At 69.1% G+C, this 24,493-nt stretch carries 17 protein-coding genes and 5 pseudogenes; 13 read left to right on the top strand and 9 right to left on the bottom strand.

The features are described from left to right. Nucleotides 1-335: 335 nt before the first annotated feature. Nucleotides 336-1,400: a wax ester/triacylglycerol synthase domain-containing protein gene (locus J7E93_RS23905; RefSeq protein ID WP_215071993.1), complete on the bottom strand. Its 1,065-nt coding sequence runs from the start codon at nucleotides 1,398-1,400 to the stop codon at nucleotides 336-338. Nucleotides 1,401-1,756: 356 nt separating this feature from the next. Further along, nucleotides 1,757-1,948, bottom strand: a pseudogene (locus tag J7E93_RS23910) (IS256 family transposase); the annotation flags it as partial. A gap of 301 nt (nucleotides 1,949-2,249) precedes the next feature. Here J7E93_RS23910 and J7E93_RS23915 point away from each other — a divergent pair. The 9 genes and pseudogenes from J7E93_RS23915 to J7E93_RS23955 all read left to right on the top strand — a co-directional run bounded on the left by J7E93_RS23915 (nucleotide 2,250) and on the right by J7E93_RS23955 (nucleotide 11,947). Next, nucleotides 2,250-3,485, top strand: a complete 1,236-nt coding sequence (locus J7E93_RS23915) for an MBL fold metallo-hydrolase (RefSeq protein WP_215071994.1) — start codon at nucleotides 2,250-2,252, stop codon at nucleotides 3,483-3,485. A gap of 79 nt (nucleotides 3,486-3,564) precedes the next feature. Beyond that, a pseudogene (locus tag J7E93_RS23920) lies at nucleotides 3,565-4,262 on the top strand (transporter); the annotation flags it as partial. Nucleotides 4,263-4,825: 563 nt separating this feature from the next. Further along, on the top strand, nucleotides 4,826-5,917 hold the full coding sequence (locus J7E93_RS23925; protein ID WP_308368764.1) for a cytochrome P450: 1,092 nt from the start codon (nucleotides 4,826-4,828) through the stop codon (nucleotides 5,915-5,917). A gap of 163 nt (nucleotides 5,918-6,080) precedes the next feature. Continuing rightward, complete coding sequence (locus J7E93_RS23930) at nucleotides 6,081-6,338, top strand: acyl carrier protein (protein ID WP_215071997.1); 258 nt, start codon at nucleotides 6,081-6,083, stop codon at nucleotides 6,336-6,338. A gap of 134 nt (nucleotides 6,339-6,472) precedes the next feature. Continuing rightward, a complete protein-coding gene (locus J7E93_RS23935) occupies nucleotides 6,473-7,777 on the top strand; it encodes a wax ester/triacylglycerol synthase domain-containing protein (protein WP_215071998.1) in 1,305 nt (434 codons plus the stop codon). Nucleotides 7,778-7,844: 67 nt separating this feature from the next. Beyond that, nucleotides 7,845-9,128, top strand: coding sequence for a wax ester/triacylglycerol synthase family O-acyltransferase (locus J7E93_RS23940; RefSeq protein WP_215071999.1), 1,284 nt, complete (start codon nucleotides 7,845-7,847; stop codon nucleotides 9,126-9,128). Nucleotides 9,129-9,155: 27 nt separating this feature from the next. Beyond that, on the top strand, nucleotides 9,156-9,431 hold the full coding sequence (locus J7E93_RS23945; RefSeq protein ID WP_215072000.1) for an acyl carrier protein: 276 nt from the start codon (nucleotides 9,156-9,158) through the stop codon (nucleotides 9,429-9,431). Continuing rightward, nucleotides 9,428-10,636 (top strand): beta-ketoacyl synthase, encoded by a 1,209-nt coding sequence (locus J7E93_RS23950; RefSeq protein ID WP_215072001.1) that lies wholly within the window; start codon nucleotides 9,428-9,430, stop codon nucleotides 10,634-10,636. The genes J7E93_RS23945 and J7E93_RS23950 overlap by 4 nt, the downstream gene beginning before the upstream one ends. 57 nt (nucleotides 10,637-10,693) lie before the next feature. After that, nucleotides 10,694-11,947 (top strand): wax ester/triacylglycerol synthase domain-containing protein, encoded by a 1,254-nt coding sequence (locus J7E93_RS23955; protein ID WP_215072002.1) that lies wholly within the window; start codon nucleotides 10,694-10,696, stop codon nucleotides 11,945-11,947. 636 nt (nucleotides 11,948-12,583) lie between these two features. On the opposite strand, the pseudogene J7E93_RS23965 reads toward J7E93_RS23955, so the two are convergent. The 5 genes and pseudogenes from J7E93_RS23965 to J7E93_RS38415 form a co-directional block, all read right to left on the bottom strand. Beyond that, nucleotides 12,584-13,563 (bottom strand): annotated as a pseudogene (locus J7E93_RS23965) (IS5 family transposase). Between the two features lie 72 nt (nucleotides 13,564-13,635). Next, a pseudogene (locus J7E93_RS23970) lies at nucleotides 13,636-14,241 on the bottom strand (sugar nucleotide-binding protein); the annotation flags it as partial. 404 nt (nucleotides 14,242-14,645) lie between these two features. Further along, a complete protein-coding gene (locus J7E93_RS23975; protein ID WP_215072004.1) occupies nucleotides 14,646-15,143 on the bottom strand; it encodes a hypothetical protein in 498 nt (165 codons plus the stop codon). Between the two features lie 206 nt (nucleotides 15,144-15,349). Next, on the bottom strand, nucleotides 15,350-16,444 hold the full coding sequence (locus J7E93_RS23980) for a hypothetical protein (RefSeq protein ID WP_215072005.1): 1,095 nt from the start codon (nucleotides 16,442-16,444) through the stop codon (nucleotides 15,350-15,352). Between the two features lie 637 nt (nucleotides 16,445-17,081). Further along, entirely contained in the window at nucleotides 17,082-17,663 is a 582-nt protein-coding gene (locus J7E93_RS38415) for a tyrosine-type recombinase/integrase (RefSeq protein ID WP_215072021.1), read from the bottom strand. Between the two features lie 643 nt (nucleotides 17,664-18,306). Here J7E93_RS38415 and J7E93_RS23990 point away from each other — a divergent pair. Continuing rightward, complete coding sequence (locus J7E93_RS23990; protein ID WP_215072006.1) at nucleotides 18,307-19,158, top strand: DUF72 domain-containing protein; 852 nt, start codon at nucleotides 18,307-18,309, stop codon at nucleotides 19,156-19,158. 189 nt (nucleotides 19,159-19,347) lie between these two features. On the opposite strand, the gene J7E93_RS23995 is transcribed toward J7E93_RS23990, so the two are convergent. Next, complete coding sequence (locus J7E93_RS23995; RefSeq protein WP_215072007.1) at nucleotides 19,348-19,755, bottom strand: FKBP-type peptidyl-prolyl cis-trans isomerase; 408 nt, start codon at nucleotides 19,753-19,755, stop codon at nucleotides 19,348-19,350. A 287-nt stretch (nucleotides 19,756-20,042) separates the two neighbouring features. On the opposite strand from J7E93_RS23995, the gene J7E93_RS24000 reads away from it, so the two are divergent. Further along, the gene (locus J7E93_RS24000; protein ID WP_251066995.1) at nucleotides 20,043-20,447 is read left to right on the top strand and encodes a trypsin-like serine protease; all 405 of its coding nucleotides are present in this window, start codon (nucleotides 20,043-20,045) and stop codon (nucleotides 20,445-20,447) included. On the opposite strand, the pseudogene J7E93_RS37865 reads toward J7E93_RS24000, so the two are convergent. Beyond that, a pseudogene (locus J7E93_RS37865) lies at nucleotides 20,385-20,665 on the bottom strand (LuxR C-terminal-related transcriptional regulator); the annotation flags it as partial. The gene J7E93_RS24000 and the pseudogene J7E93_RS37865 sit on opposite strands and share 63 nt — an antisense overlap. Before the next feature lie 470 nt (nucleotides 20,666-21,135). On the opposite strand from J7E93_RS37865, the gene J7E93_RS24010 reads away from it, so the two are divergent. Both J7E93_RS24010 and J7E93_RS24015 read left to right on the top strand, forming a co-directional pair. Continuing rightward, entirely contained in the window at nucleotides 21,136-22,650 is a 1,515-nt protein-coding gene (locus J7E93_RS24010) for a DHA2 family efflux MFS transporter permease subunit (RefSeq protein WP_251066997.1), read from the top strand. Nucleotides 22,651-22,839: 189 nt separating this feature from the next. Beyond that, complete coding sequence (locus J7E93_RS24015; protein WP_215072008.1) at nucleotides 22,840-24,348, top strand: DUF4246 domain-containing protein; 1,509 nt, start codon at nucleotides 22,840-22,842, stop codon at nucleotides 24,346-24,348. The last annotated feature ends 145 nt before the right edge of the window (nucleotides 24,349-24,493 follow it).

Consider the following 24,493-nt stretch of genomic DNA (forward strand, 5'->3'; position numbering starts at 1 on the left):
CGCGGGACGGGTCACCGGTGTCTGGCCGGTGACGGAACGCCCGCCCTGCGCTCCTACCCCGGATCAGCCAGGACGAGAAGAGCCCCGCGAGCGGCTCTGTCTCGCATGACGCTGTGTGGCGGGCCCGGCCGAGCGGTGTGAGCCAGTCATGGCCAATGCGCGCATCTCAGCCACGAAAGCGGTTGCAAGTGGGCGGGCATAGGCGCTGTGCGCGTCATCCACGGCGAGGCACAGGGAAAACTGCCCCCCGAACTGCACAAGCACCGCACTGATACTCATGCCCGCAGAAAGGTTAGGGACGCCAAGGAGAGACGCGGCGCTGTGGCCATTGACCATCAAATCCTCGGTGCCTTCGCCGTACCGGGAAAGCTACAGGAGAAGGTAGCCAGTGAGCCGATGCCCATCTGACGAGCAACAAATCGCACCCCGACCCCGCCAAGGCCAGCTAGGTAGTCCACGAACCGTGCCAGACCATGCGCGCTGCGCAGTCGCTTGTTGTCATCCATCTGGCGCCCCACCTCGCGCAGCCGCATCATCGGATCAGCCATCTCCAGCGGCAACCGCACCCGCACACCCGACAAGAAATTGCCCAGCGCATGACGAAACTCCGGACCGCGCAGATCCACCGGTACCGCCGCACATACACGGTCCAGCCGCGGTCCCCTTCCCAGGAGGCCCGGGCAGGCGTGCACCGCCGAGGTAAAGGCGGCAAGGAAGACGTTGTTGGGCGAAGTACGCCCTTCCGGGAGCGCCTTCCTGGCCGCGTCCATGACGTCAGCAGGAAAGCTGCTCCACGCCACCGTGCGACCTGAGACCGCCACCGACTCGCTGCACTGGTAACGTCCCGGGCGACGCCCCAAACCTCGCAGCGCCTGTGCCATCTCCCGGACGCCGCCTGTGGCTGCCGGTACAGCTTCAAGCTCTCGTGGCACGGGTGACACTGATCCCGCTTTGTCATCACCCAGCAGACGCATAACAGTGAGCATCGAGGCACCATCCAACAGAGCGTGATGCGCGCGGAGCACCAACGCGAAGTGCCCTGGAGCGGCGTCATGCACGACTCGAAGATCCCACAAAGGCCCCCCAGCCACGCGCGGCATACTGCGGCCGATCAGATCGGCCGCCAAGTCCTCCAAGCACTGACCACTTCGCAGGCGATCGTGCGCCACATGGCAGGCAACGTCCAGCTCATCCGCAAGACGCCATACGTACGGTCGCCGCAGCCTCCCCCTGGCGTCGGTCTCCATCCGTAGGCGCAGCCGCGTGACCGGCCCGAGGCGCTGCCGCACTCGATCATTCAACTGCTCAGGTGTCGGCGCAGGGCCTGGAAAGACAGCCACCAACCCGATGGTGGCTGGAAAGCCTGAGTTCTCCTGCTGCAACGCCAAAACCGCGTCCACAAATATGCATCCTCATGACCTGCATCCTTGGGATAAAGACCATCCGGGTCGGATCGGGCACGAACAGGATCGAACGAGGACGACCCCGGAGCGCGAGATTCGTAACTCAATGCAGCTTACCATTTTCGTAGAGTAGTAAGCGCTGGAGGCTGCGCGCAGGCGCGAATTGACTTCGCCGCAACTACCGCCCCCCTCCTCCAGGACTTGCCGTGGCCGGCTTGACCCGATGCCTGCGTGGGAAAGGCACGAGAATGCGTGGCGAATGCGTCATGCCCCGCCTTCCCCGGCTGCAATAGCAGGACGCCGCAGAGGTTGCCGGGTGTGTCAATTTAACGGCTGATCTTAGTTGTTGAGGTTCAGTTGTTGGCCGGGGGGAGCCAGCCTTCGAAGGCGATCTGGAAGGCGTTCAGGGGTGCCTTCCAGCGCATGGTCCACCTCTTGCGGCCCTTGCCGGTCGGGTCGAGGCTCATCAGCGCCATGTAGACGCACTTGAGGGCAGCGGTCTCCGACAGGAAGTGGCCGCGAGCACGAACGCCCCGACGACACCGAGGAGGTCGTACGCCACCGGCTGCGCGTCTACCGTGAACAGACGTGCCGCTCCTCGCGCACTACGCGGACATCGTCGTCCAAGTCCCCGCCGACGGCCCCGTCGAGGAGGTCACGGCCCGCGCGAGCGCGGCCCTGGAGGAACTGACGGCAGCTTGAGACCTACGAGCCCCTCGGGCCCCGACCCCCGGGGCCCCCGGCCCCCGGGGCAGCCATCCGGCGATCCGGCGATCCGGCGATCCGGCCGGGCCGGCGCGGCGGGGCGGACCATAATGGAACGCCCCGACTTCCCCTGGAGGTGCCGTGACCGGCTGCCGTCCCACGAGCAACGGGCTGCGCGCGCTGCGGCCGGCGGCCTTCGGCGCCGACCCGGCCGGGGCGCGACTTGCGCGCATCCGCCGCTCACCGCACTTCAAGGACGGCGTGTTCGTGAACCCCGGCGGCGCCGCCCGCACCCGCCCGTCCGGCTCCGCGCTGGACCTCGCGAAGGTGTACTTCGACAAGGAGGCCCGCCTCCGGCGCTCCCCGACCGGCACGGTTCCGGTGCACGCCACCACGCTCGCCGACCTCGCCCGGCCGCCGGTCACCGGGCTGCGGCTGACCTGGATGGGGCACTCCAGTGTGCTCGCCGAGATCGACGGGGAGCGGGTGCTGTTCGACCCGGTGTGGGGTGAGCGCTGCTCGCCATTCCCCTTCGCCGGCCCCAAGCGGCTGCATCCGGTGCCCCCGCCGCTGGCCGCGCTCGGCCCGGTCGACGTCGTCGTCATCTCGCACGACCACTACGACCACCTCGACATGCCAACGATCAAGGCACTGGCCGGCACGGACACCCTGTTCGCCGTGCCGCTCGGCGTCGGCGCCCATCTGGAGCACTGGGGCGTCGCGGAAAGCCGGCTGCGCGAACTGGACTGGCACGAGGAGACGAAGGTCGGCCCCCTCACCCTGACCGCGACCCCGGCCCGCCACTTCTGCGGCCGCGGCCTGCGCAACCCACAGCACACGCTGTGGGCGTCCTGGGTCGTCGCGGGGGAGCGGTACCGGATCTATCACAGCGGCGACACCGGCTACTTCGACGGCTTCAAGGACATCGGCGCCGCCCACGGGCCGTTCGACGCGACAATGATCCAGATCGGCGCGTACAGCGAATTCTGGCCCAAGAACCACACGGACTATGCGCCGCTGCCGGGTGCGTGGCCAGACAATCACATGTCGCCCGCGAAGGGGGTGCAGGCGCACCTTGACCTGCAGGGAGGTGGTCCGGGCGGGGTGATGCTGCCGATCCACTGGGCGACCTTCAACCTGGCCCCGCATGCGTGGGCGGAGCCGGGCGAGTGGACGAAGGACGCGGCGGAGGAAGCGGGGCAGGCGGTGGCGTTCCCGCGTCCTGGTGAGCCGTTCGAGCCGGCGGGGAAGCTGCCCGCGGATGCTTGGTGGCGTGGTGTGTCTCAGCCGATCGCTCATCCGTGGCGCCGGTCGAGGCCGGCGCAGACTCCTGTCGAGGCACCCGAGCATGATCTCGACCTGGCTGGTGATCGGTGACGTCGGGTGAGGAAGAGCTAGGCAGGGTCGTGGCCCTGCTGGCCCGCCTTTCGGCCGAGGAGCGTGATCGCGTTGTGCGTTGAAGCTGTTCGACACGACGAACGGCGTGACCGAGGTCACGCCGTGGCTGGCTGAGGCTGAGGCCGATGTGCAAGCGCTCGTCGAGAGCGCGATGAGTCCATGCTCGGGGTCCGCTTCCTGGCCAGCGAGTGCAGCACCGGTCCCGTTCACGGCGGGCGCATCGACTCACTCGGGCTGGACGAGAACGGTTCACCGGTGATCGTCGAGTACAAGCGGGGGACCGACCCGGGTGTGCTGTCGCAGGGGCTGTTCTACGTGGCCTGGCTGATGGACCACCGAGAGGAGTTCGAGGCTCTGGTCCGCGAGCGGCTCGGGGCTGCGGCTGCCGCCGGAGCTCTGTGGTGCGCGCCCCGGCTGATCCGCGTGGCCGGCGGCTTCACGCGCTACGACCTGCACGCGGTGCGCGAGCACCGGCGGTCCATCGACCTGGTGCGCTACACGATGCTGGGCGAGCACATCGCGCTGGAGACCGTCACGTCGGTCGCTCCCCAGGGCAGCGGAACGCGGCGACAGCGCCTCCGTAGCGGGCGGGAGGCGTCACCGCGCCGGCGAAGCGACGCCATGGCGGAGCTGGCGGCCGTGGTCGACGAGACGCTGCTGGGCCTGGGCCTGGGCGAGGGCGTAACGAAGGTCGAGCGCAAGCAGTACGACGCGTACCAGCGGCTGCCGAACTTCGCCTGCGTCACGCCGAGGCAGGACCAGCTGCTCAAGAGCCTCACCCGAGACCTCTATTGATCACGACTCATACGCGCCCTCACTCCCCTCGTTCTGAGTGCCGAGAGCTCTGCTCTTGCACTGTAGATGCCACCAGAGAGGGTGGAATCACTCAGATGAGTGGTTGCACATAGTCCTGAAAAGCCGATGAAAGAAAAATCGCACTATGTCATTAACGCCCTCTGGAAGCGAACAACCCGTCTCCGGTGAGTACTAACACCTGTGCGCACGACGGCGGTTGCACGATCAAAGGTTGTTACTGTCGCCGCTAGCAGGTATACAGCTCCAGGCGCATTGCTGCGGCCCGCTGCCAATTCACATGGCGGGTGAAAAAAATGCGCCGCGGCGTATCCTGCGAACTGCGGGACGCCCGTATGTGTCACCGATCTCGGCCATCGGCCCGGACGACGTCCCGTGGACGTGTCTGATCGAGTTGGAGGGCCATGGAATCGTTGGAATCGGCGTCTGCGCCCCTGCGCATCGAGGTGAATCAGCTAGGGCCCTTGCCGGCGTTCCTGACAGAAGCCCCGGGAGCCGTTGCTCGTGTGACAGCACCGACCGGCGACAAGGTGTGGCTCGTACGTGACCACGCCCTCGGGCGCCTGGTGCTGACGGACGACAGATTCAGCCGGGTCGCGGCCGCCGGGGCCCGGGCGCCGAAGCTGGTCGACGTCCAGCCTGCCCCGCAGTCGATGGTGAGCATGGACGGCCCCGACCATGCGCGGCTGCGGCGCGTGGTGGCGGGCGCGTTCACCGGCCGCCGGGCAGCGCTCCTGGGCCCGTCCATTGAGCGGTTGGCCGACGAGCACATCGGCCGGCTGATCGCTGCTGGGCCACCCGCGGACCTGAGCGGAGGTCTGGCCCTGCCGCTGGCACGCGGCGTGCTGTGCTCGCTGCTGGGCATCCCCGCGCAGGACAGCGACTGCTTCCGTGACCACGTGGAAGTGGTGTTCGACTGCACGCACGGCACACGCCAGGAAAAGGCGCGGCACCGCGTCCGGCTGGTGAGCTATATGGCGGGCCTTATCGAGCGCCGACGCCAGGAACCGGACGACGACCTCCTCACCGCGATGATCCAGGCACACGACGAGGACAGGCTGTCTTCTGCCGAACTGATCACCATGGGCTTGACGTTGCTGACGGCCGGATATGAGACGACCGCGGGTCAGATCGGTCTGGCGGCGCTCGCCTTGGTGTCCGACCCGCTCGCGTACGGGCAGCTGCGCCGACGGCCCGAGCTGCTGCCCGCGGCGGTGGAGGAGCTGCTGCGGCTCACGCCCTCCACCCCGGTGAGTCTGACCCGGGTGGCAACGCAACCGGTACGGCTGGGCGGAGTCACGGTCGCCGCGGGCGAGGCCGTTGTGGTGTCGTTGCTGCACGGCAACCGGGACGAGAGCGTTTTCGCCGAGCCGCGGGGCGGCACGTCGCAGAGCCGTTCCGTCACTCACCTGACGTTCGGTCACGGCGCGCACCGGTGTCCCGGCGCGCCGCTCGCCAGGCTCCAGCTGCAGATCGTCCTGGCGCGACTGCTGCGGCACTTCCCGTCCTTGCGTCTGGCCGCCGGGCCGCCGCAGGCCGTCGCCTGGAAGGAGGGTCTGTTCACCCGCGGGCTCTCCAGGCTGCTTGTGGAGTGGTGAGCCAGGGTGCCCGGGGGCTGGCCCTTTGCGCTGTGCCGCGGTGGGAGCCTCTTACGGGTGAAAGGCCCGCTTTTGGTCGGGTAGGCGGGGTTTTCCCTGCCAGAATCGGGAGTCGCGCACCGATGACAGCAGCCGGTTCGAGCGACGTCACGAGGAGTTTGCAGTGGGCACGGGATACAGCATCGTCGTGGAAGTTCTGGTCGGCGAATTCGGGTGCCTCGAGGGTGATCTGACGCCCGAGGCCACGATGGAGGACGTGAACCTGGACTCCTTGTCGCAGGTCGAGTTCGCCGTCGCCCTGGAGAGGCGGACCGGCCGGCCATTCAGCCACGATCAGGTCACCTTGGACACGACGCTGAGTCAGGTTGCCGCCGCCATCGATGGCTCGTACGCCTCCGGTGCGGAGATGACGGCACCATGACACCGAGCAGTGGCCAAAGCGCGCCGAGGCCCGGAGAGGGAAACGCGGCTCACACGACGGGCAAGAGTGTGTTTCTGTCGCCCGTCGATGAACTCCTCGCCGGAATTGGCGCGCGTCCCTCACCTCCCATCGGAATGGCCCTGCTGTTCACGGGGACACCGCCGTCGCTTGCTGATCTGCGCGCTCGCGTGGCCGACCGCTGGGGCGGCATTCCGCAGCTGCGCCGCGTCCTGCTACCGCCCGGGCCACCCTCCTGGCTGCGCCGTCACCGCTGGCACCACAGTAAGGACGTCGACCTTGGCGCTCATGTCGCCGAGATCCGCGCGGCGGTGCCCGGTGACGGTATGGGGCAGGAGGCGTTCACGGGACTGCTCGCCCGCCTGATCACCCAGCCGGTGCCCGGCGGGCGGCCCTCCTGGCGGCTGCTGCTGGTCCGCCCCGGCCAAGAGGGGTCGCAGGAGCGCTTCGCCCTCATCCTCACCGCCCACCACGCCCTCATGGACGCACGGTCCCTGGAACGCCTGCTGAGCGGGCTCCTCGACAGCGGCAGCGAGCGCGGCGGCACCACGCACCGCGGTGTGCGGGCCGCACCTGCGCCGCGGGGTGCCGGCCGGCCGCTCGACACCCTGCGGTGCGGGCGTGCCCTGCCACGTCTGTGCGGGCCGGCCCGCCCGGAGAGGGACTTCGCCTGGAGTGGCCTGGACACCGACACCGTACGAGCGGCCCGCCGGGCTTTGCCGGGGCTAGGCGCGACCTTCAACGAACTGCTGCTCGCGGCGTCCGCAGGCGCCCTGCGAGCCGTCCACGGCCCCCCGGAGCACTGGCCCGGCGCGGCTCGCCCGCTCTACGGCATGTTCTCCGTGGACCTGCGCACACCTGAACAGAGCGAAGAGCTCGGCAACCTCCTCTCCGTGGTGCGCATTCCCCTGCCCGTGGCGGTCGACGACCCCCAAGAACGGCTGCGAGCCTGCCGTGAGCTGCTGGCCGGCCTCGGGCCCGTGCAGCGGGCGCACGCCACGCTCGACCTGGTCAACGCCGCCTCCCGCATCGGGCCCTGGGCGCTGCGCCTTGTCAGCATTCCGGCCGCTCTGCCGAACTGGGCGCCCGTGGCCTGCACCGTCATCAGCTGGCCGCGCGGGCCCTGGTCCCTGGACGGCGCAGCGCTGGAGCGGGTGATTCCCCTGGCGCCGTTGCAGACCCGCGGAACGGTCCGCCTGACGCTCACGGACTACGCGCGCGCCTTCACGCTGACCGTGACGGGCCACACCCCCGAGGGCCACGCCCGGGACCTGGCCGACGCGTTCGGGCGAGAACTGGCATCGCTCGCGCACGGGGTGCCCGCGTTCAGCGCCCGGCCTGGTGACCGGCCCGTCACCGGTCTCGGACACCGGGCCGGTCGCTGTGCCATGGACGTGCCTGATCGGCGTGGAAGGCCATGAGTTCCGCCTCCCCGGCGCCCGGCATCGGGGCTGTGTACCGACGGAAGACCGACAGGCGGTGTCGCTCATGAGACTGTCCCTCGCCGACGAGATGCTCCTGCGCAACGGATGCTCCGGTGTCACGGGGCTGGCGGCGGTCTTCACCGGGGAACCGCCTTCGCTGGAGGAAGTGCGGCAGCGGGTCGCCGAACGCTGGACGGCCCTGTCCCGGTTGAACCAGGTGCTTCACTTCCCGCCGGGCGCCGACGAGGACGGGCGCCGCGCGCACTGGGCCGTCCCGGGACCGTTCCACCCTGATGAGCACGTTCTTGACGCGGACTGTGAGTTGCACGAGCTGTGGGCCCACCTCGTCAACCGGCCGCTGCCCGGCGGGGTGCCGCTCTGGCGGCTGTTCCTCGTTCCGGGCGGATCGAAAGGCGGCTTCGCGCTGGCGCTGGTGGCCCAGCACGTGCTGATGGACGGGCACTCCCTCACCGTTGCGCTGCGCGTGCTGATGGACGGTGCCGACCCTGTACGGACCACCAGCCTCGTGCCCCGGCCCCCTCGAATCCCGCTGGCTGCGGTGGCCCGGGAGCTCAAGGCGCTGACCTCACCCGGGCAGATCCTCCCCCTGCCCTCGCCTGACCAGGCGGAGCCGTCGGTCGCCGTCCGCCTGCTGCCGGCTCCCACGCTGCGTGCCGCGGGCCGGCACCCTAAGGGCACTCGCGGCGCCACCCCGAACGAGCTGCTGACCAGCGCGGTGGCCGGAGCGCTGCGCACCCATTTCGGCCCTTTGAAGGACTGGCCGTCCGCGCGGCCGGTGTACGCGTGTGTGCCGTGCGACCTGCGTACCCGGGAGAACCAGGACGAGCTGGGCAACGTCGTCACCGCCATTCGGGTCGCGCTGCCCCTCGGCCTCGCCGACCCGGTGGCCCGCCTGCGGGTCTGCCAGGGGGCGCTCCAAGCGGTGCCCGAACGAGCCGGCGTTCACGCCGCCGTGCTGCTCCCCCTGGCGGAGAGCGTTCGGCGGATGGCGCCGTGGGCGGGCGCGCGGCTGACCGGCAGAGGAGGCCGGCCGTCCTACATGGCGACGGTGACGACCACCGTGAAGTGGCGTGCCCGCTCGACCACCTTTCAAGGCCGGGAGCTAGGGCACATGGCGGGCCTGCCCCCGTTGTCCCGGCCGGGCGGTGCCAGCTTTCTGCTGATGCAGACTCCGGGCGCGTGCGCGCTGACCGCCGTGTGCCACCTGCATCCCGGCAGCGCCGACCGGCTCGCCGACGCCGTCGTCCAGGAGATCGACACCTTGGCGCGGATGTCAGAGCCGGGCCACTACGCCGGCCACGCCGGTGCGCACCGACCAGGCCTCTGATGAGGCACCAGAGCAAAGGAAGACATCGTGAAGACAGCACACCTGGACCACTGGGATGAGCTGCGCGCCTTGTGCGCGAACTGCCTGTCCGTGCCGGTGCAGGACGTCGTGCCGCAAGCTCGGCTCGTGGCCGACCTCGGAGCCGACAGTTTGGACATCACCGAACTTCAGGCTGCCGTGGAGGACCACTTCAACGTGTCGTTCCGAGGCGTCGATCCCGCCTCGGTACGCACGGTCGGCGACCTGGCCGAGCTCATCGAGCAGCTGCGCACCACCCGTGCCTCGGGAGTGGTCACCGGATGACTCACCAGAGCGCCGTCGCGGTCACGGGCCTCGGTGTCCGCTGCGCGGCAGGGACGAGTGTCGGCGCACTGTGGGAGAACCTGCTCGCCTCCCGCTGCCCGGCCCAGATGCACGCCTTCGATGCCGAAGGCACCGTCGTACGCCCCGCATGCCCGATGCCCGAGTTCACATCGGAGGGCTACCTCACCTACAAAGAAGCGCGGCGAACGGACCGGTCCGTGCAGATGGCGGTGTGCGCCGCCACGGACGCCGTCGCGGATGCCGGAGGCCTTCAAGCCCCCGCAAGCCGCAGGGCGGTCGTCACCGGCACCGCCTACGGCGGAGTGATCGCCCAGGAGGCCGGGATCGGAAGGCCCGACGCGACGTACGTACCCCGGATGATGCCCAACGCCGGCGCCCACTGGATCAGCGCCAAGCACGGCGCCACCGGCCCCACACTGACTCTCTCCACGGCCTGCGCCTCCGGCAGCCATGCGGTGGGCGAGGCGATGCTGATGATCCGGGCCGGGCGCGCCGACGTCGTCATCGCAGGCGGCCACGAAAGCCCGATGACCGCGACGACCGCGCTCGCCTTCGGACGATCCGGTGCCATGATCACCGAATGCGACGACCCTGCCCGTGCTTTGAGGCCCTTCGACACGGACCGGCAGGGATTCCTGCTCGCCGAGGCCGCAGCCTTCCTGGTGCTGGAGCGGCTGGATGACGCCCGCGACCGCGGCGCCCGGATCTACGCCACCCTCACCGGATACGGCAGCACCTCCGACGCCCATCACCTCACGGCGCCTCACCCCGAAGGCACCGGCGCGCGAGCGTGCATGGAACAGGCGCTCGCCGACGCCGGCACCCCCGCCGACGCCGTCACGCACATCAACGCGCACGGCACCGGCACCGCATTGAACGACGTGGCCGAAGCACGCGCCCTCAGCGCCCTGTTCGGCCCCGCCGCCGTCCCGGTGACCGCCAGCAAGGCGGTCACCGGGCACTCCCTCGGGGCGGCGGGAGCCCTGGAAGCCGTGATCACCTGCCTGTCACTGCACGAGGAGCTCGTGCCGCCGACCGCGAACACCGTGCGCCTCGATCCGCAGTGCGACGTGGACCTCGTGACCGACCGGCCCCGCAAACTGCCCGCCGGACCGGCCCTCAGCACCAGCTTCGCCTTCGGAGGCCACAACGCCTGCCTCGTCTTCGACTCCTCCCGCATCTGACCCGCCGACCGCACCGAAAGCAACGACCGTACCTATCAGGAGCACAGGGAGATCCGCATGCGGCTGTCAGGGAAAGACGCAAGCTTCCTGCGCCCGGGGCTGCCCGGAACAATGGGCTCTGCCACGCTGTACACGGGCAAGCCGTTCGACCTGGCCGAACTCCGCTCCCGTGTCGGTGAGCGGTGGGGTGGGCTGGAGCGGATGCACCAGATCCTGCAGCCGCCTTCCCGGCTGCCGGCACTGTCCGCCCACCGCTGGGCGTTCGCGGGGCCGTTCGATCCGGCCGCCCACGTCACCGCCTGCGCACAGGAAGTGCCCTCGCTCCTGGCCGCGGCGGCAGTGCGGCGGCTTCCTGCCGACCGGCCCCCGTGGCAGCTGCTGGTGGCCGAACCCGCACCGACCGGCGAACAGTCCCTGGTGCTGCTGGCCCACCACGCGCTTCTCGACGGCGTCTCCGTCGCCATGCTCCTTCGCCTTCTCATGGACGAGGCCGACCTCCGCGTCCGCGCACCGAAACCCGCCCCGATGCTGCCGCGGCCCCGCGTCCCGGTCGCCGAGCTGCTCGGGGAGTGGCGTGCCAGCAGCGGCCGGGGACAGCCCCTGCCGCCGGCACCTGGCGAATGCCACCCCTCCGTCACCGCCGCCCGGCTCGACCCCGCCGTGATGCGCTCGGCACGGCGACAGCCCGCGACCGGGCGGGGCGCGACGTTGAACGAGCTCCTCCTCAGCGCCCTGGCCGGTGCCCTCCCCGCCTGCTACGACACCCTCTCCACCCGGTCCCGCGAAGCCGCGCCCCTGTACGCGAGAGTGCCCGTGGATCTGCGCAGCCCGTCCGAGGCGCAGACGCTCGGCAACCTCAGCACCGCCATCCGCGTCCCGCTGCCCGTCGACACCGATTCCCCGGCCGACCGCCTGCGGACCTGCCAGCACCTGCTGTCGGCCGCGAACCGGCGATGCCAAGCCCACCGCGCGGCCCTGCCCGTCCTGGAAGGCATCTCCTGCACGGCACCCTGGCTGACCACAGCGCTGACCAGGCGTCTGATCCAGCCCGATGTGAGCACAGCAGTGTGCACGGCGTTCAAGTGGCGAGGCGGCCCGAGCCACCTGCACGGCCGCCGCCTGACCGGCATTACAGCCCTGCCTCCCCTCCCTCCACCCGGCACCGTCAACCTCGACCTCGTCCAGAACGCGGAGACCTACACGCTCACCGTCGTCAGCCACCTCCGCCCTGGTGACTCCCAACTGATCGCCGACACCGTGGCAGGGGAACTGACAACGCTGGCTGCGATGAGCACTTCTAACGTCGCATGAACAGCTGGGTCAGCGGAGCGAATCGGTCGGCATAGGGCCAGGCGGCACACGGCTGCTGCTCGTGTAGCAGGCCGGTGCTACCGGTGTGCTGCTCCGTCCCGGCCGGGGACGACGACGGCGCCCTCCCGATCGGGGGGCGCCGTGATGGTGCGCAAGGTGCGGCAGTCGGTTCAGCCGGCGAGCCGGAGGGTGGGCCGGACCTCGGGGGCCGGGGCGTCCTCGCCGCGTTCCGGGTCGGGGTCGAAGTCGGTGCCGGTTCAGGCGTCTCGGGCCCGCGGGGGCCGGATGTCGCCGGTCGGGAAGTTCAGCGGCCACACGAAGGTGTCGGGGTCCTTGAAGTGGTTGACCATGTGGGTCAGCGACTCGTAGCCCGGCGTGGGCGGCCGGGAGCCAGACCTTCACCGCGAACGGCACCTTTACGGTGCCGCAGGGAGTCACCCGGATCACCGTCGAACTGTGGGGTGGTGGCGGGGGTGGAGGCGGCTACTACGGTGAGGGCGGTGGTGCTAGCGCCTACACCAAGTGCGTCGACCTGCCCTGTGAGACCCGGCGAAGAGAGACCGTGGCGCGACCCTACTCCGCTCCGTGTGAGCAGGTGCGCCAATGGCGCGTTCTAGGGCCTGTGTGATGTCGTGATCAGTCGGCGACCTTCAGGAGGTCGTCGATCCAGATCATTGCGGCGCGGAGGTGGAGGCCTGCGAGGTAGCTCTCGGGCGCCTTGTCGTAGCGGGTGGCGATCCCTCGCCAGGCCTTCAGTTTGTTGATCAGGCGTTCGACGGTGTTCCGTTCCTTGTAGAGATCGGCGTCGTGGCTGATGGGCCGGCCGCCTCTCGCGCCCTTTTTCTTGCGGTTGGCGGTCTGGTCCTTCTTCTCCGGGATGACTGCCTTGATGTTTCGTTTGCGCAGGTAGGCGCGGTTGCCGCGCGACGAGTAGGCCTTATCCGCGGCGACCGCACCGGGCCGGGTACGGGGGCGGCCGACGGGCAGGCGGACCCGAACCTTCCTGAGCACGGGGATGAACTGCGGACTGTCTGCGGCCTGCCCCGCGGTCAGGACGAAAGCGAGCGGGCGGCATTTGCGGTCCGCGGCGAGATGGACCTTGCTGGTAAGTCCACCGCGGGACCTGCCGAGCAGGGCTTCCTTCGGTCGGAGCTTGCGCCGGCGCCGGACGCGTCGACGCTCGACCTGTCCGTTCTGTTCCTCCGGCCAGCCCCTTTTTGTCGGGCCTCCTCCTGCTCACGCGCGGCTTCTTCCAGGGCATCCATGAGGTCCTTGCCGACACGCATCCCATCGGCGTCCTGATGGGCGCGAGCAGTGGTGGAATCCACGCTGACCAGCGACAAGTCCGTTATCCCCGCGCGGGCGGCCTCGGCGATCAGGCCTTCCAGCAGAGCGGAGAAAACACCGGCGTCCCGCCAGACGCGGAAGCGTCCGTAGACGGTGGCCCAGGGGCCGAACTCAGCGGGCATCTCCCGCCACTGTGCACTGGACCGGAACCGCCAGACCACTCCCTCGAACTGCTCCCGCAGCCGTTCGGGGTACGGACCGTACCGGCCGATCGGCAGGTACGGCTCGATGAACTTCCACTGACTGTCGGTGAGTTGGCTGCGCGTCACGGCTAATTCCTACCGGGTCCCGCCCCGCGAAGGAGGCAGAACCCAGCGACTGATCACAACGTCACACAGGCCCTAGCCGTGTGCCGAAGGCGGCTGTCCGAGGAACTCCATGGCGCCGCGCAGCCTCGTGCCCAGCCGGCGCTGCGAGGCGCGGCTGTCGAGGCGTACGTCCAGGGCGCCCGGGAGGCCAGTGTCTGCCCGTCGGCCGAGGGGCAGCCGGGAAGGATCGATGCCGTCGCGTCGGGCGATGAGCACGCCGAGCTCGTGGCGGCTGATGGCGTCGTGGCCGGCCAGGTGGAAGACGCCGGTCGCGTCGGTGAGCGCGAGCTCCCACAGGGCAGCGGCCAGGTCGGCGACATGGACGGGGCAGCGAATGTCGTCCGTGAACAGCGCTCCTTCCCGCGTCCCGGCGGCGAGTTCGTGGGCCAGCCGTTCGTGTGCGGACGCCCCATCGCCGATGATCAGCGAGGTGCGCGCCACGATAGAGGCCGGGTGAAGGAGGCGTACGGCGGTCTCGGCAGCGGCCTTGCAGGCCCCGTACGGGGTGACGGGATCGGGTAGGGCTGTCTCGTCGTAGTGCACGTCGGTGCCGGAAAAGATCGCGTCGCTGGAGACGTGCACCATGCGGATCCCCCTGCTTGCCGCGGCCACGGCGAGGTGGAGGGGACCGTCGGCGGTTCAGGGCGTTCAGGACTGTGACGGTGCCTCTCGCGAAGGCCCCTATCGGGACACGCCCGCCGGTCCACCGGCAGCGAGAGCCGCTCCGGACAGTGGCCGACAGATCAAAACCAAGGCACCACGGCCAGTCGTAACGCGGGTCAGGCCACCGCCCGAAGCGACTCCTGAACATCCTCACAGTCGTATCGGGTGTCCAGGCCGCGCCACTGCTTGAGCCTGTTGATGCACCGTTCGACGGTGTTGCCCTGCTTAGGCCCTCCCTCCAGCGTGAAGCGTGGCGAGCCAACGGCAACAACTTCCGCCGTGCCGCTCACGCGCTGGGCTTGGGGTCGACGCCTTCATCGTCGGCGAGCGAAGCCATTGCTTCCCACATGGCCTCATCGTCGTAGTCCGGCACTACGAGGTCAGGCGCCAGATCGTCGCTGTCGGGATCCAACGAGGTGTTTTCCGGCCTTGCGGTAGCCCAGTGTGCGCACGGCGGAGAGCCGCTTATGTTCCGGCGGCGACCACGGCCCAACCACTGGCGCCGCACCGTCCTGCCGGTAGCGCAGCTCCTCCAGCTCAGGCAGGGCGCGAGTCGGAAAGCCGTCCGCTTCGCGCGCGGCCTCTGCCACCTTGCGTAGCCGCTCCTGCTGGTGCTTCCCACGCTGTTGCTTGCTCACGACCACGCATGCCGAGGGAAACTCAGCGATACGCCGTAGCAGCTCGGCGTCGTCCACCCACATGAAGGCCCCGAGCATCGCCGGCCCCAAGCTACGAAACCCCGGCCGCTGCTCGAGATCCCTTCTAAACCTGTCGATCCCCTCAATGAGACCCGCGAGTACGTTCGTTCCGAACTGGGCGGGACGGGTTCCGTCCAGCACCGTCTGGACATTGAACTGGTTTGAAAATGACGGATTCATGCGCCCCCCTGCCTCACCACCCTTATGACCTGCCGTAACGGACCCCTGATGGAGATCGTCAGACAGCGACCCCAGGGTGGGCTTCAAAGCTGCGCTGCGGTGGCGCCCTTGGCGCATCACCCAGATCCTGCCTGGTGCACGTCTGGCTCGACTGCTCTCTGACTCAATCGACGGTCCACGACGGCCCTCTAAGGCGCTCGGCGCACCTACCGCCACGGTGCTTGGGCGCGCTGGGCCTGTCGTCGGGCGGAGGCGGCTTCTGTGCGCGCCATGACTAGGAGGTGGGGGAGCCGGCCGGCTGCGTTGGTGTTCCACCAGCAGTGGGCGTCGGGGGAGAAGGCGGCCTTGGGGACGTTGTCGATCGCTTCTTGGTAGACGGCTGGTGAGTCGTGCCAGTCGGTGTCGGCGATCACGTCGAGGGAGCGGCGTGAGAGGCTGTCGAGGAGGGTGAAGAGCCGGGGGAGTGCGGTCAGACGATGTTGGCTGCGGCCGGCCTGACGGACACCACCCGGGTATTGGACCCAGAGGATCTCCTGGGCCAGCCAGGGAAGATCGATCACCTCGCGCCCGTCGTAAGCCACGACCACCGGCTCGGCCATCGACGCAGCGATGCCGGCCACCAATCCTCGACCGGTGTGGTGCAGGCGGTCGGTCAGCCGCACCGCCCAGGGCTGGTCCTGAAGATCACGCTTGATTGCACGCTCCAGCACGTCGTGGGCACGGGCCCATCGGGCCGCGACAGGTGAAGGACGGGCGTGCTGTACGGCAGGTGAGAGGTCCATGAGGGCCGTGAGCCACTTCTCGCACCATCGGTCGAAGCCATGCCGGTAGTCGTAGCGGAGCTGGCCTGACGAAGGGTTCTCCGGCTCCTGCGCATCGAGGGCTTCTTCGCAGATCTCTTCCCAGGCCTCCTGCCAGGGCAGTCGGAACTTCCCCGGTCGGCGGCGATGGAAGTCGGCGTGGAGCAATGACGCCGTGCCGATCAGCAGGAGCTCTTCCGTGGCCTCCCCGCCGCGGTAGACGCCGGCGTGGCGTGCCGCCACCTGGTCCCGGGCTGCTGCCAGGGCCGCGAGCGGTTTACGCAGGAGGCGGTGGGCGTCTTTCGGGTCACGCCCTCCCAGCCCGTGCATCCTGAAGGCGAGCACCCCGCAGTAGGCGTCCAGGTCGTGTCCGGCTTTCAGGCGATCGGCCAGTTTGCGGAGCTCATCCATGCGTGAGACCAGGTGGCGGGCCTCGGTGTAGTAGTCCGGAAACGGGTTGGGGCAGCTCTGGCAGCCTCCCGGCTCGGGAACGTCGGCCATGCTGCCGCGGTCCGGAACGCGCAGGCTGACGCCAGCTCGCTGTGGAGGGACTCGGAACGCTCTGCACTCGGCCGACAGGTGGAGCACTGCACCGGTAGCTGCCTTCCACAGTGGTACGTCCATCCCTGCCAGGGGGCCGAGCGGAACGTCGCGGGCCGTTGGAAGGGATGGCTCGTTCTGTGCTGCAACGCTCGCGGACACGCTCGTGCGCTCCTGCCCTCGGGATGTCGGATGTGTGCCGCATCAGACTGTCGTACGGCCGAGGGCCGCGGTGTGTCTTTCGCCGATCGAGTGACGGGACAGGCCATCGTGCCGACGGCCTCGCCGGGCTGCGCGTTCCGCTGCAGCACACGGCTCAGCTCACGCGAGCGAGTGGCGAGTGTCACAATCGAGGGGAGGTGGCTCCCCATCTCGCCGGGGAGTCCAGCAGTGGAGGTGGCGCGTCGTTGGGGACCACATGGGGACCAGCATCGCCGCACGCCGGTGCACGGCAGGTGCGCTCACGCACGTTAGCCGCCCTTAAATAGTGGCACATGTCCCAATTGTGGCCCCGGCGCAGCCATCTGGGGGTCAAGGGGTCGCAGGTTCAAATCCTGTCGTCCCGACTGTGCGGAAACGCAGGTCGGAGGCCGTTCTCTCATCCATGGGAGGGCGGCCTTTCGTGCGTCCGGGAGCGTGGTGGTCGCAGTGTGGTCGCAGGCCCGAGCCGGGGCTGGTTCGCCAGGGTGCTGGTGGCGTGTGGTGCGAGGGAGCGGAGCTGGTGGAGGGCTTCGCGGACGCGGTGGATGTGGTCGCGCGGTGGTCGCAGCCACGCAGGCCGGTCCGTACGGCCGACCGTCTGCTCGGCTCCGCTGAGAACGTGGTCGATGGTGTCGACGGCTTGGTGCGCGGCTTGCTGGGTGTGGGGGCTGTAGAGGTTCGCAGTGGTTGACAGGGTGGAGTGCCGCAGTGTCTTGGAGACCACGGTCAGCGGGACGCCGGCGGAAATGGTGATCGTGGCGGCGAGGTGCCGCAGGTCGTGGACCGTGACCCGGGGGCACCGGCTTCCTCGGACAGCCGGTGGAGCCGGTCGAGCACCAGATGCGGCCCGAGCGGGCGGCCGTCGGGTCGGCAGAAGACCAGCCCCGCAAAGGGGTCGTTGGGGTCGCCGCGGGCCCGGGGTGCCGAGCGTGCCCGGCGGCGGAGTGCGGTGGCGAGGCGGGGTGAGATGGCGACCCAGGAGTCAGGGAGCGGGTGGACGCCAAGCCCAGCACCGTACTTGCTGTGCTCGCCGTGACAGGTCAGGTCGATGCCGGCCCGCATGGCGAGAAGCCGGATCCCCCGGACTGCTCCGTCGACCCAGGCGTTTCGTACCGCGTGGGGTGCGCGACCATGGCGGTCAACGACCCCTTCGTATGGCGGGGCGGGAACCTCGACGAGTACTCCTCCATCGCCCTCGGCGAGGAACGTCTCCGCATCCAGAGCGCCCCTTCCCTGAGAACCGTTCGGAAGCCTCGCGCGAGACTCTGTTTCTCGTCTTGCGTGTACGTGGACCATTCGCGCACGCGCATGCCGACTCCCCTCTCGGCGGCCGGGCCATCCGGCCGGGACGGCGACTCCATTCCGCCGCTCTGACACGTCTGCCGAGCGGGCGTGCCAGGAGTTCGTTGAGCGGGCCGGGGCCGTCCGCGGCGTCCCCATGCCTGATGTTCCGCCGGTGACGAGCGCGACGTGCCCGGTCAGGTCCATGCCGACGGCGGTCGGCACCAGACGACTTCCTGACGGTCGCCCCATGCCATGGCGTCACTCGTGAACCCGCCGTTCGTCACGGAGGGCGGCGAGAGCTTCCCGGGTAGAAGGGCCGCGAAGAAAGGACGGCCGGTATGGGCGAGTTTTTGATCGGGACGTGTTCATGGACGGACAAGGCGCTGGTGGCCAGCGGATGGTACCCACCCGGGCGGCGTGACCCGGAGGGGAGGCTGCGGCACTACGCCGAACACTTCTCCGTCGTGGAGGTCGACGCCGGCTACTACGCTCTCCCCAGCGTGCGCAACAGTCTGCTCTGGAACGAACGCACTCCGCCGAGCTTCCGGTTCGATGTCAAGGCGTTCTCCCTCCTCACCGGCCACCCGACCCGCAAGACCGCCCTGCCCGCCGACCTGCGCGGCCACGCCCTCGGCGACCCGGAGCTGCTCGACGAGGTCTGGCACCGTTTCGGCGCGGCCCTGCGGCCCCTCCGCGAGTCCGGCCGGCTGGGCGCCGTACTGTTCCAGTTCCCGCCGTGGTTCGGTCCGGGCGCGCGGGCGGAGACCGTGCTCGATGCCACCAGGAAACGGGCGTACCAGTGGCCGATGGCCGTGGAGTTCCGCCATCCCGACTGGTGGCGCGAGGACCGGCGGGAGCGCACTGCCGCCCTGTTGAGGGACCTGGACGCCACCGCGGTGGCCGTCGACACGGCCCAAGGGCTGCCCGCCTCGATGCCCGCCGTCACACCCGTCACGTCCTCGAGGCTCGCAGTGGTCCGCTTTCACGGCCGTAGCGCCGCCTGGGGGACCGGAAGCAAGGAAGACCGCTTCCGCCATACCTACACGCGGGAGGAACTGGCCGCCTGGCTGCCGCGCCTGCGCTTTCTGGCGGACCGGGCCGAGCAGCTGCACGTCCTGTTCAACAACTGCTGCGGTGACGCCGCGGTACGTGCCGCCGAGACGCTGCGCGATCTGCTGGAAGGTTCCTGAAGCGACCGTACGGTTAACGCCGCCGCAGTGGCGAGTGGGCGCTCACGCGGCAGCGGACTGGAACGCGGGTCGGAGGCCGTTGTCTCCTCCATCAGAGGGCGGCCCTCGTGCGTCCCCGCCCCGCGTCCGCGACGGCGCGGGGCACCCGCAGGTGCCGCGCCGCGCCGGTCGCGGGGAAGCCGGCCCATCTCAGGACGTGCTGCTCCACCCGGCGGTCAGGGAGTACGAGTCGAGCAGGTCCACCACGAAGACGAGGGTCGAGTGCGCCGGGATCAACGGTGAGGGTGACTCCTTGCCGTAGCCGAGACGCGGAGGAATGACGATCTCGCGCCGACCGCCGACTTTCATCCCCCGCACACCCCGGTCCATGCCCTTGATGACCCTGCCGCCGCCCAGGGCGAACTTGAACGGCTCGCCGCGGTCCCAGGACGCGTCGAACTGCGTCCCGGACTCGAAGGTCACCCCTACGTAGTGCACCCGGACCACCATGCCCGGCTTCACCTCGGCCCCGTCCCCGACGACCAGGTCGCGAATGGTCAGCTCGGTGGGAGCGGCACCCTTCGGAACGTCGACCTCGGGCTTCGTCTGCTCACCCATCACAGCCTCATCACTCTCCGCCGGCGCCCCGTACGGACCAGTCGGACACACGGACTCTCCATGGCAGCCTATGCCGGTCTCGTGGCGGTCGCGGACGCTGCTCGGGGGATACTCCACCGCACCCGGGCCGCTACCCGGATGTCCCCTCGGCCGGGGGCCGAACAGGACGGACGGACACACCCGGATCCACAAGCAAGGTCCCCTGTGCTCACTCTCACGTCCCTGGGCCGCCACGTGACGCGCACCACCGCCGTCGGCGCTCTCGCCTCGGGGCCTGCGCCAGCCTGATGAGCGGCAGCGCCGGAGCGATCGTCAACGGGACCGATGCCACGGAGCGTTACCCGTGCGTGGCGGTGGTCCCGGAGTCGACCCCTGAGCAGGGGGTGCTCGACGGCAACTGCGGTGCGTCTCTGATCCATCCGCGGTGGGTGGTGACGGCGGCCCATTGCGTGCGGGGGACGGCCTCCGGCTGGACGGCATCGTCCGGATCGGAAGCGAGCGGCGGAAGTCCGGTCATCGACCGGGCCGTCGTTGACTCCGGCTATGTGACCTGTACACCGACGTGCCGGCCTATGCGGACGGCATCCGGAAGACCATCCGGCACCACGCCTGACCCGGTCAGGGGCCCACGGTTCGATGAGGCCCACGCGGATGGCGTACCGGGTGAGCTCCAGGCGGTCGCGCAGGCCTAGTTTCTGCAGCAGGTTGGCGCGGTGCCGCTCGACGGTCTTGGCGCTGATGACGAGGAGGCTCCGATCTCCTTCGAGGTGTGGCCCTCGGCAATCAGTTTGAGGATCTCCTCCTCACGTTCGGTGATGGGCCGCGCGGGGAGGGGGTCGCCCCGTCGGGCACGCTCGGGACAGATGTGGATGAGGGGCGCCTCGACGCCGGGATAGACGAAGGGTTCGTCTGCCGGGGGTCCGGCCGCTGGCGTGCAGCATCGATCCGGCTACAGGGCCGGAAGGCCCCGATGCCTCTGCAGGCGGTCGGCGGGCTTGCGACCTCGGGACGGCTTGAGGCGCTCGCACGGGATGTCGGCCGCGTCGGCGGGCGACGGCAATCGGTCTCGGCAGGACGTGCACCGGGACGCCTGCGCCGGCGAACCAGGTGAGGCCGGTGTGTCGGACGGTCCAGATCCAGTTCGTGGTGCCGATGTCCCCGACTCCGCATCCCGAGACTGAATTGATCTCGAAGATGCCGTCGCGGACCTGACCTACGGTCGACGAGCCGTTCCTGCTGCAGGAGCCGCGCCCCGGCCGGTCCGGGTCGGCAAAATGGTTTGAGCCTTGGCGACGGCACCGGCAGGATCGGGTGACACCGATGAGTTCTTCCCGCCGCCGTGGTCTGTAAGTGTGCTGCGCCCCCGCGGAGGACACTCACATGACGGAAGGCACCATGCTCGCACCACATGCAACGCCCGCCCCCACGCCCGCCCGCGTCACCGGCGTGCTGCGGATTCTCGTGCTGTCCACGTTCGTGGTCCTCCTCAACGAGACGATCATGGTCAATGCGATCCCGCGGCTCATGCGCGAGTTCGAGGTCACCGCGGCAGCCGCTGGATGGCTGTCCACGGCCTTCATGCTGACCATGGCCGTCGTCATCCCGGTGACGGGGTGGTTCCTCCAGCGCGTGACGACTCGGACCGCCTTCGGCCTGGCCATGGCGCTGTTCCTCACCGGCACGGCGTTGGCCGCGGCCGCGCCTGCCTTCCCCGTGCTGTTGGCCGCCCGCGTCATCCAGGCAAGCGGTACCGCCGTCATGATGCCGCTCCTCATGACGACGCTGATGACCCTCGTACCCTCGCACGATCGCGGCCGGGTCATGGGCAACATCACCCTCGTCATCTCCGTCGCACCCGCCCTGGGCCCGGCGGTCTCCGGTGTTCTGCTGCAGCTGGGCACATGGCGGCTGTTGTTCCTGGCCGTGCTGCCCATCGCCGGAACCATGGCCATCTTCGGCCTGCGTCAACTGGTCAACATCGGCGAACCGCAGGCCGGCCGGATCGACTGGCTGTCCGTCCTCCTGGCGGCAGCGGGCTTCGGCGCCCTGGTGTACGGCCTGAGCGGGCTCGGCGCAGGGAACGCGGACGAGGCCACTCTGCCGCCGTCGGCCACGACCGTGGTCGGTGCTGTGCTGGTGGGCCTGTTCGTATGGCGACAGCTGTCACTTCAGCGTTCATCCACGCCGCTGCTGGACCTGCGCAGCCTGACGTTCCGTCACTTCTCCGTGGCACTCGGCTTGATGTGCCTGTCGTTCATGGCCCTGATGGGCGCGTTCATCCTGCTGCCGATCTATCTGCAGGACGTGTGCGGCCTGACCTCGCTGCAGACCGGGCTGCTCCTCATCCCCGGCGGCCTGACGATGGGCCTGCTCGGGCCGCAGGTCGGCAAGCTCTACGACCGGCTCGGCGCACCACGCCTGGTCGTGCCGGGAGCCGTACTGACAGCGTTCTGCCTCGCGCTGTTCGCCTTCGCGGGCGAACAGACCTCGCCGTGGCTGGTGCTCGCCCTCCACGTGGCACTGAGCGCCGGTATGGCGTTCGTCTTCACCCCGATCTTCACCTCCGGCCTGTCCGTACTGCCGCCACACCTCTACGCGCACGGCTCCGCCATCCTGGGCTCGCTCCAACAGGTCTCGGCTGCCGCCGGCACCGCCCTCGTCATCAGTGTCATGTCGGGACACGCAGCCACGGCAGCAGCCGATGGCGCCGACACCACCGGTGCCCTGGCCGCGGGCATCCGATGGGGATTCGGCGTCGGCGCCGTGCTCGGCGGACTGACCGTGCTGGTCGCGTTGCTGGTCCGCACCCCGCCCGCTACGCAACCATCCGCTGCGGCGGAGGCCCAGGACGAAGACGGCACCACTGCGAACGAAACCGCCCGCACACCCATCTGACGCCCTGGAGGATCGGCCCGGTGGTCGCCGCTGCGGGAGAGTGGAAACACCGCACCGCGCGACGGCAGGAGCGCTCCCACTCGCTGAGCCTCCGCAACGCCGCACCAGCGGACAGGGACCACGGCTGCGGTGTCAGTCTACTGAGCTATCCTTCCCGCCACCGCACACCGACTGTAGGGACCACGAGAATTGACCGGCCTGTCTGCTTTCCCGCTGCCCTTTCATACTTCCCGTTCCATATCGTTCGCGACACCCCGAACGCTGCGGGAACTTCAGATGATGCAGTGCAGCGCACACATTCGGGCGAAGCCGGGGTGGTTCGACAAGATGAACGATGCCCACATCGTCGCCAGGTGGACGCAAGAAGCGGTCGCCCAGGGCCTCACCGAAGCGCAGGTTCGTTACGTGCTTGCCGAACTCGCGCATTACGCCGCGCTGCGGGACGGACGAACCGGCGTCGAGGTGTCCGCCGTCGACGGGGTGTGGCAGTCGGACGCACTGGTCGACGACAAGCTCAGATCCCGGCTGCGCGAGGCGGTTCGGGTTCTGGAACAGGTCCCCGAAGCGGAACGGGACTGGCATCCCGGATCCGACGGGCAGGTACTGGATCTGGTTCATCCGTCACTGTTCTGCCTGGTGAGAGGGGTGAGCGGCGCGCCCGAGCGGGCTTGGCAGAATCCGACGGACCGCTACTCGAAGTACGAGTTCTCGGAGAGGTTCCAGTGGCTGCCCACGGACGTCGACGTCAGTGACGACGGCGACGTCGCCTTCCGTTCGTACGTCAACAACGTCCACCCCAAGACTCATCACGAACTGGCCTCGGTCCTGCCGGACTTGTTGGCGCGCATGCGCCCGCTGCTGGAGAACGTGCTCACCGATCTGCGCCATCCGCGGCCCCTGCGGATCGAGGCCGATCCTTACGGGTGGTACGACTCGGAGCCGGAGTATCCGGACAAATCTTCCTACAGTGATGCTGCGGCCTACGCAGAAGCCCTCCGCATATGGGAGGAGGCCCAGGACGACTGGTGGGAGAACCGCCGCCCGGTCATCCCGGACGCCCCGGCCTTCACCCCGCCCGAGCTGCCCGAAGGATCCGCCCGAGTCGACCTGCGCGGCCGCCGTCTTCAGGTCATCGTCAAGCTCGCCACCATTCATCTCACCTCGGACAAGCCCGAGTACCCCGGAGGTTCCTGGCATGTCGAGGGGATGTTGAACGAGCGGATCGTCTCGACCGGCATCTACTACTGGGACAGCGAGAACATCACCGAGAGCCGGCTGAGCTTCCGGGCGGCACTCGACGACCCGGACTACGAACAGAACGACGACAACGGTCTGCGCGAGGTCTACGGCCTGGAGGACGAAGACGCACTGAACCAGATGCTGGGATCGGCATCGACGCCAGCGGGTCGCTGCCTGGCGTTCCCGAACATCCTGCAACACCGCGTCGGCTCATTCCGCCTCATGGACCCCACCCGCCCGGGACACCGCAAAATCCTGGCGTTCTTCCTGGTCGACCCGTCGGAAAAGATCGTCTCGACATCCGATGTGCCACCGCAGCAACCGTGGTCCGACACCTCTACCATGACGCTCGAACAGGTCAAGGACTACCGCGAACAACTCATGCAGGAACGCAAGTTCTTCGTCGACGAACACAACGATCAGCTCTACGAACGAGAATTCTCCCTCTGCGAGCACTGAACCTCTGTCGGGAACCACACGGTGTGCGCGATGACGCACGGCGGAGGCCGTTTCAGAGCGATCTGCGGCTGGTACTCGGCGAACCAGCGCAGCACCGTGGGCATCCAGGAGGTGTCCGGTCGATCACGTGGAAGTGGAGGAAAAT

The organism is Streptomyces sp. ISL-36, from assembly GCF_018614205.1.
Taxonomy (GTDB): domain Bacteria; phylum Actinomycetota; class Actinomycetes; order Streptomycetales; family Streptomycetaceae; genus Streptomyces.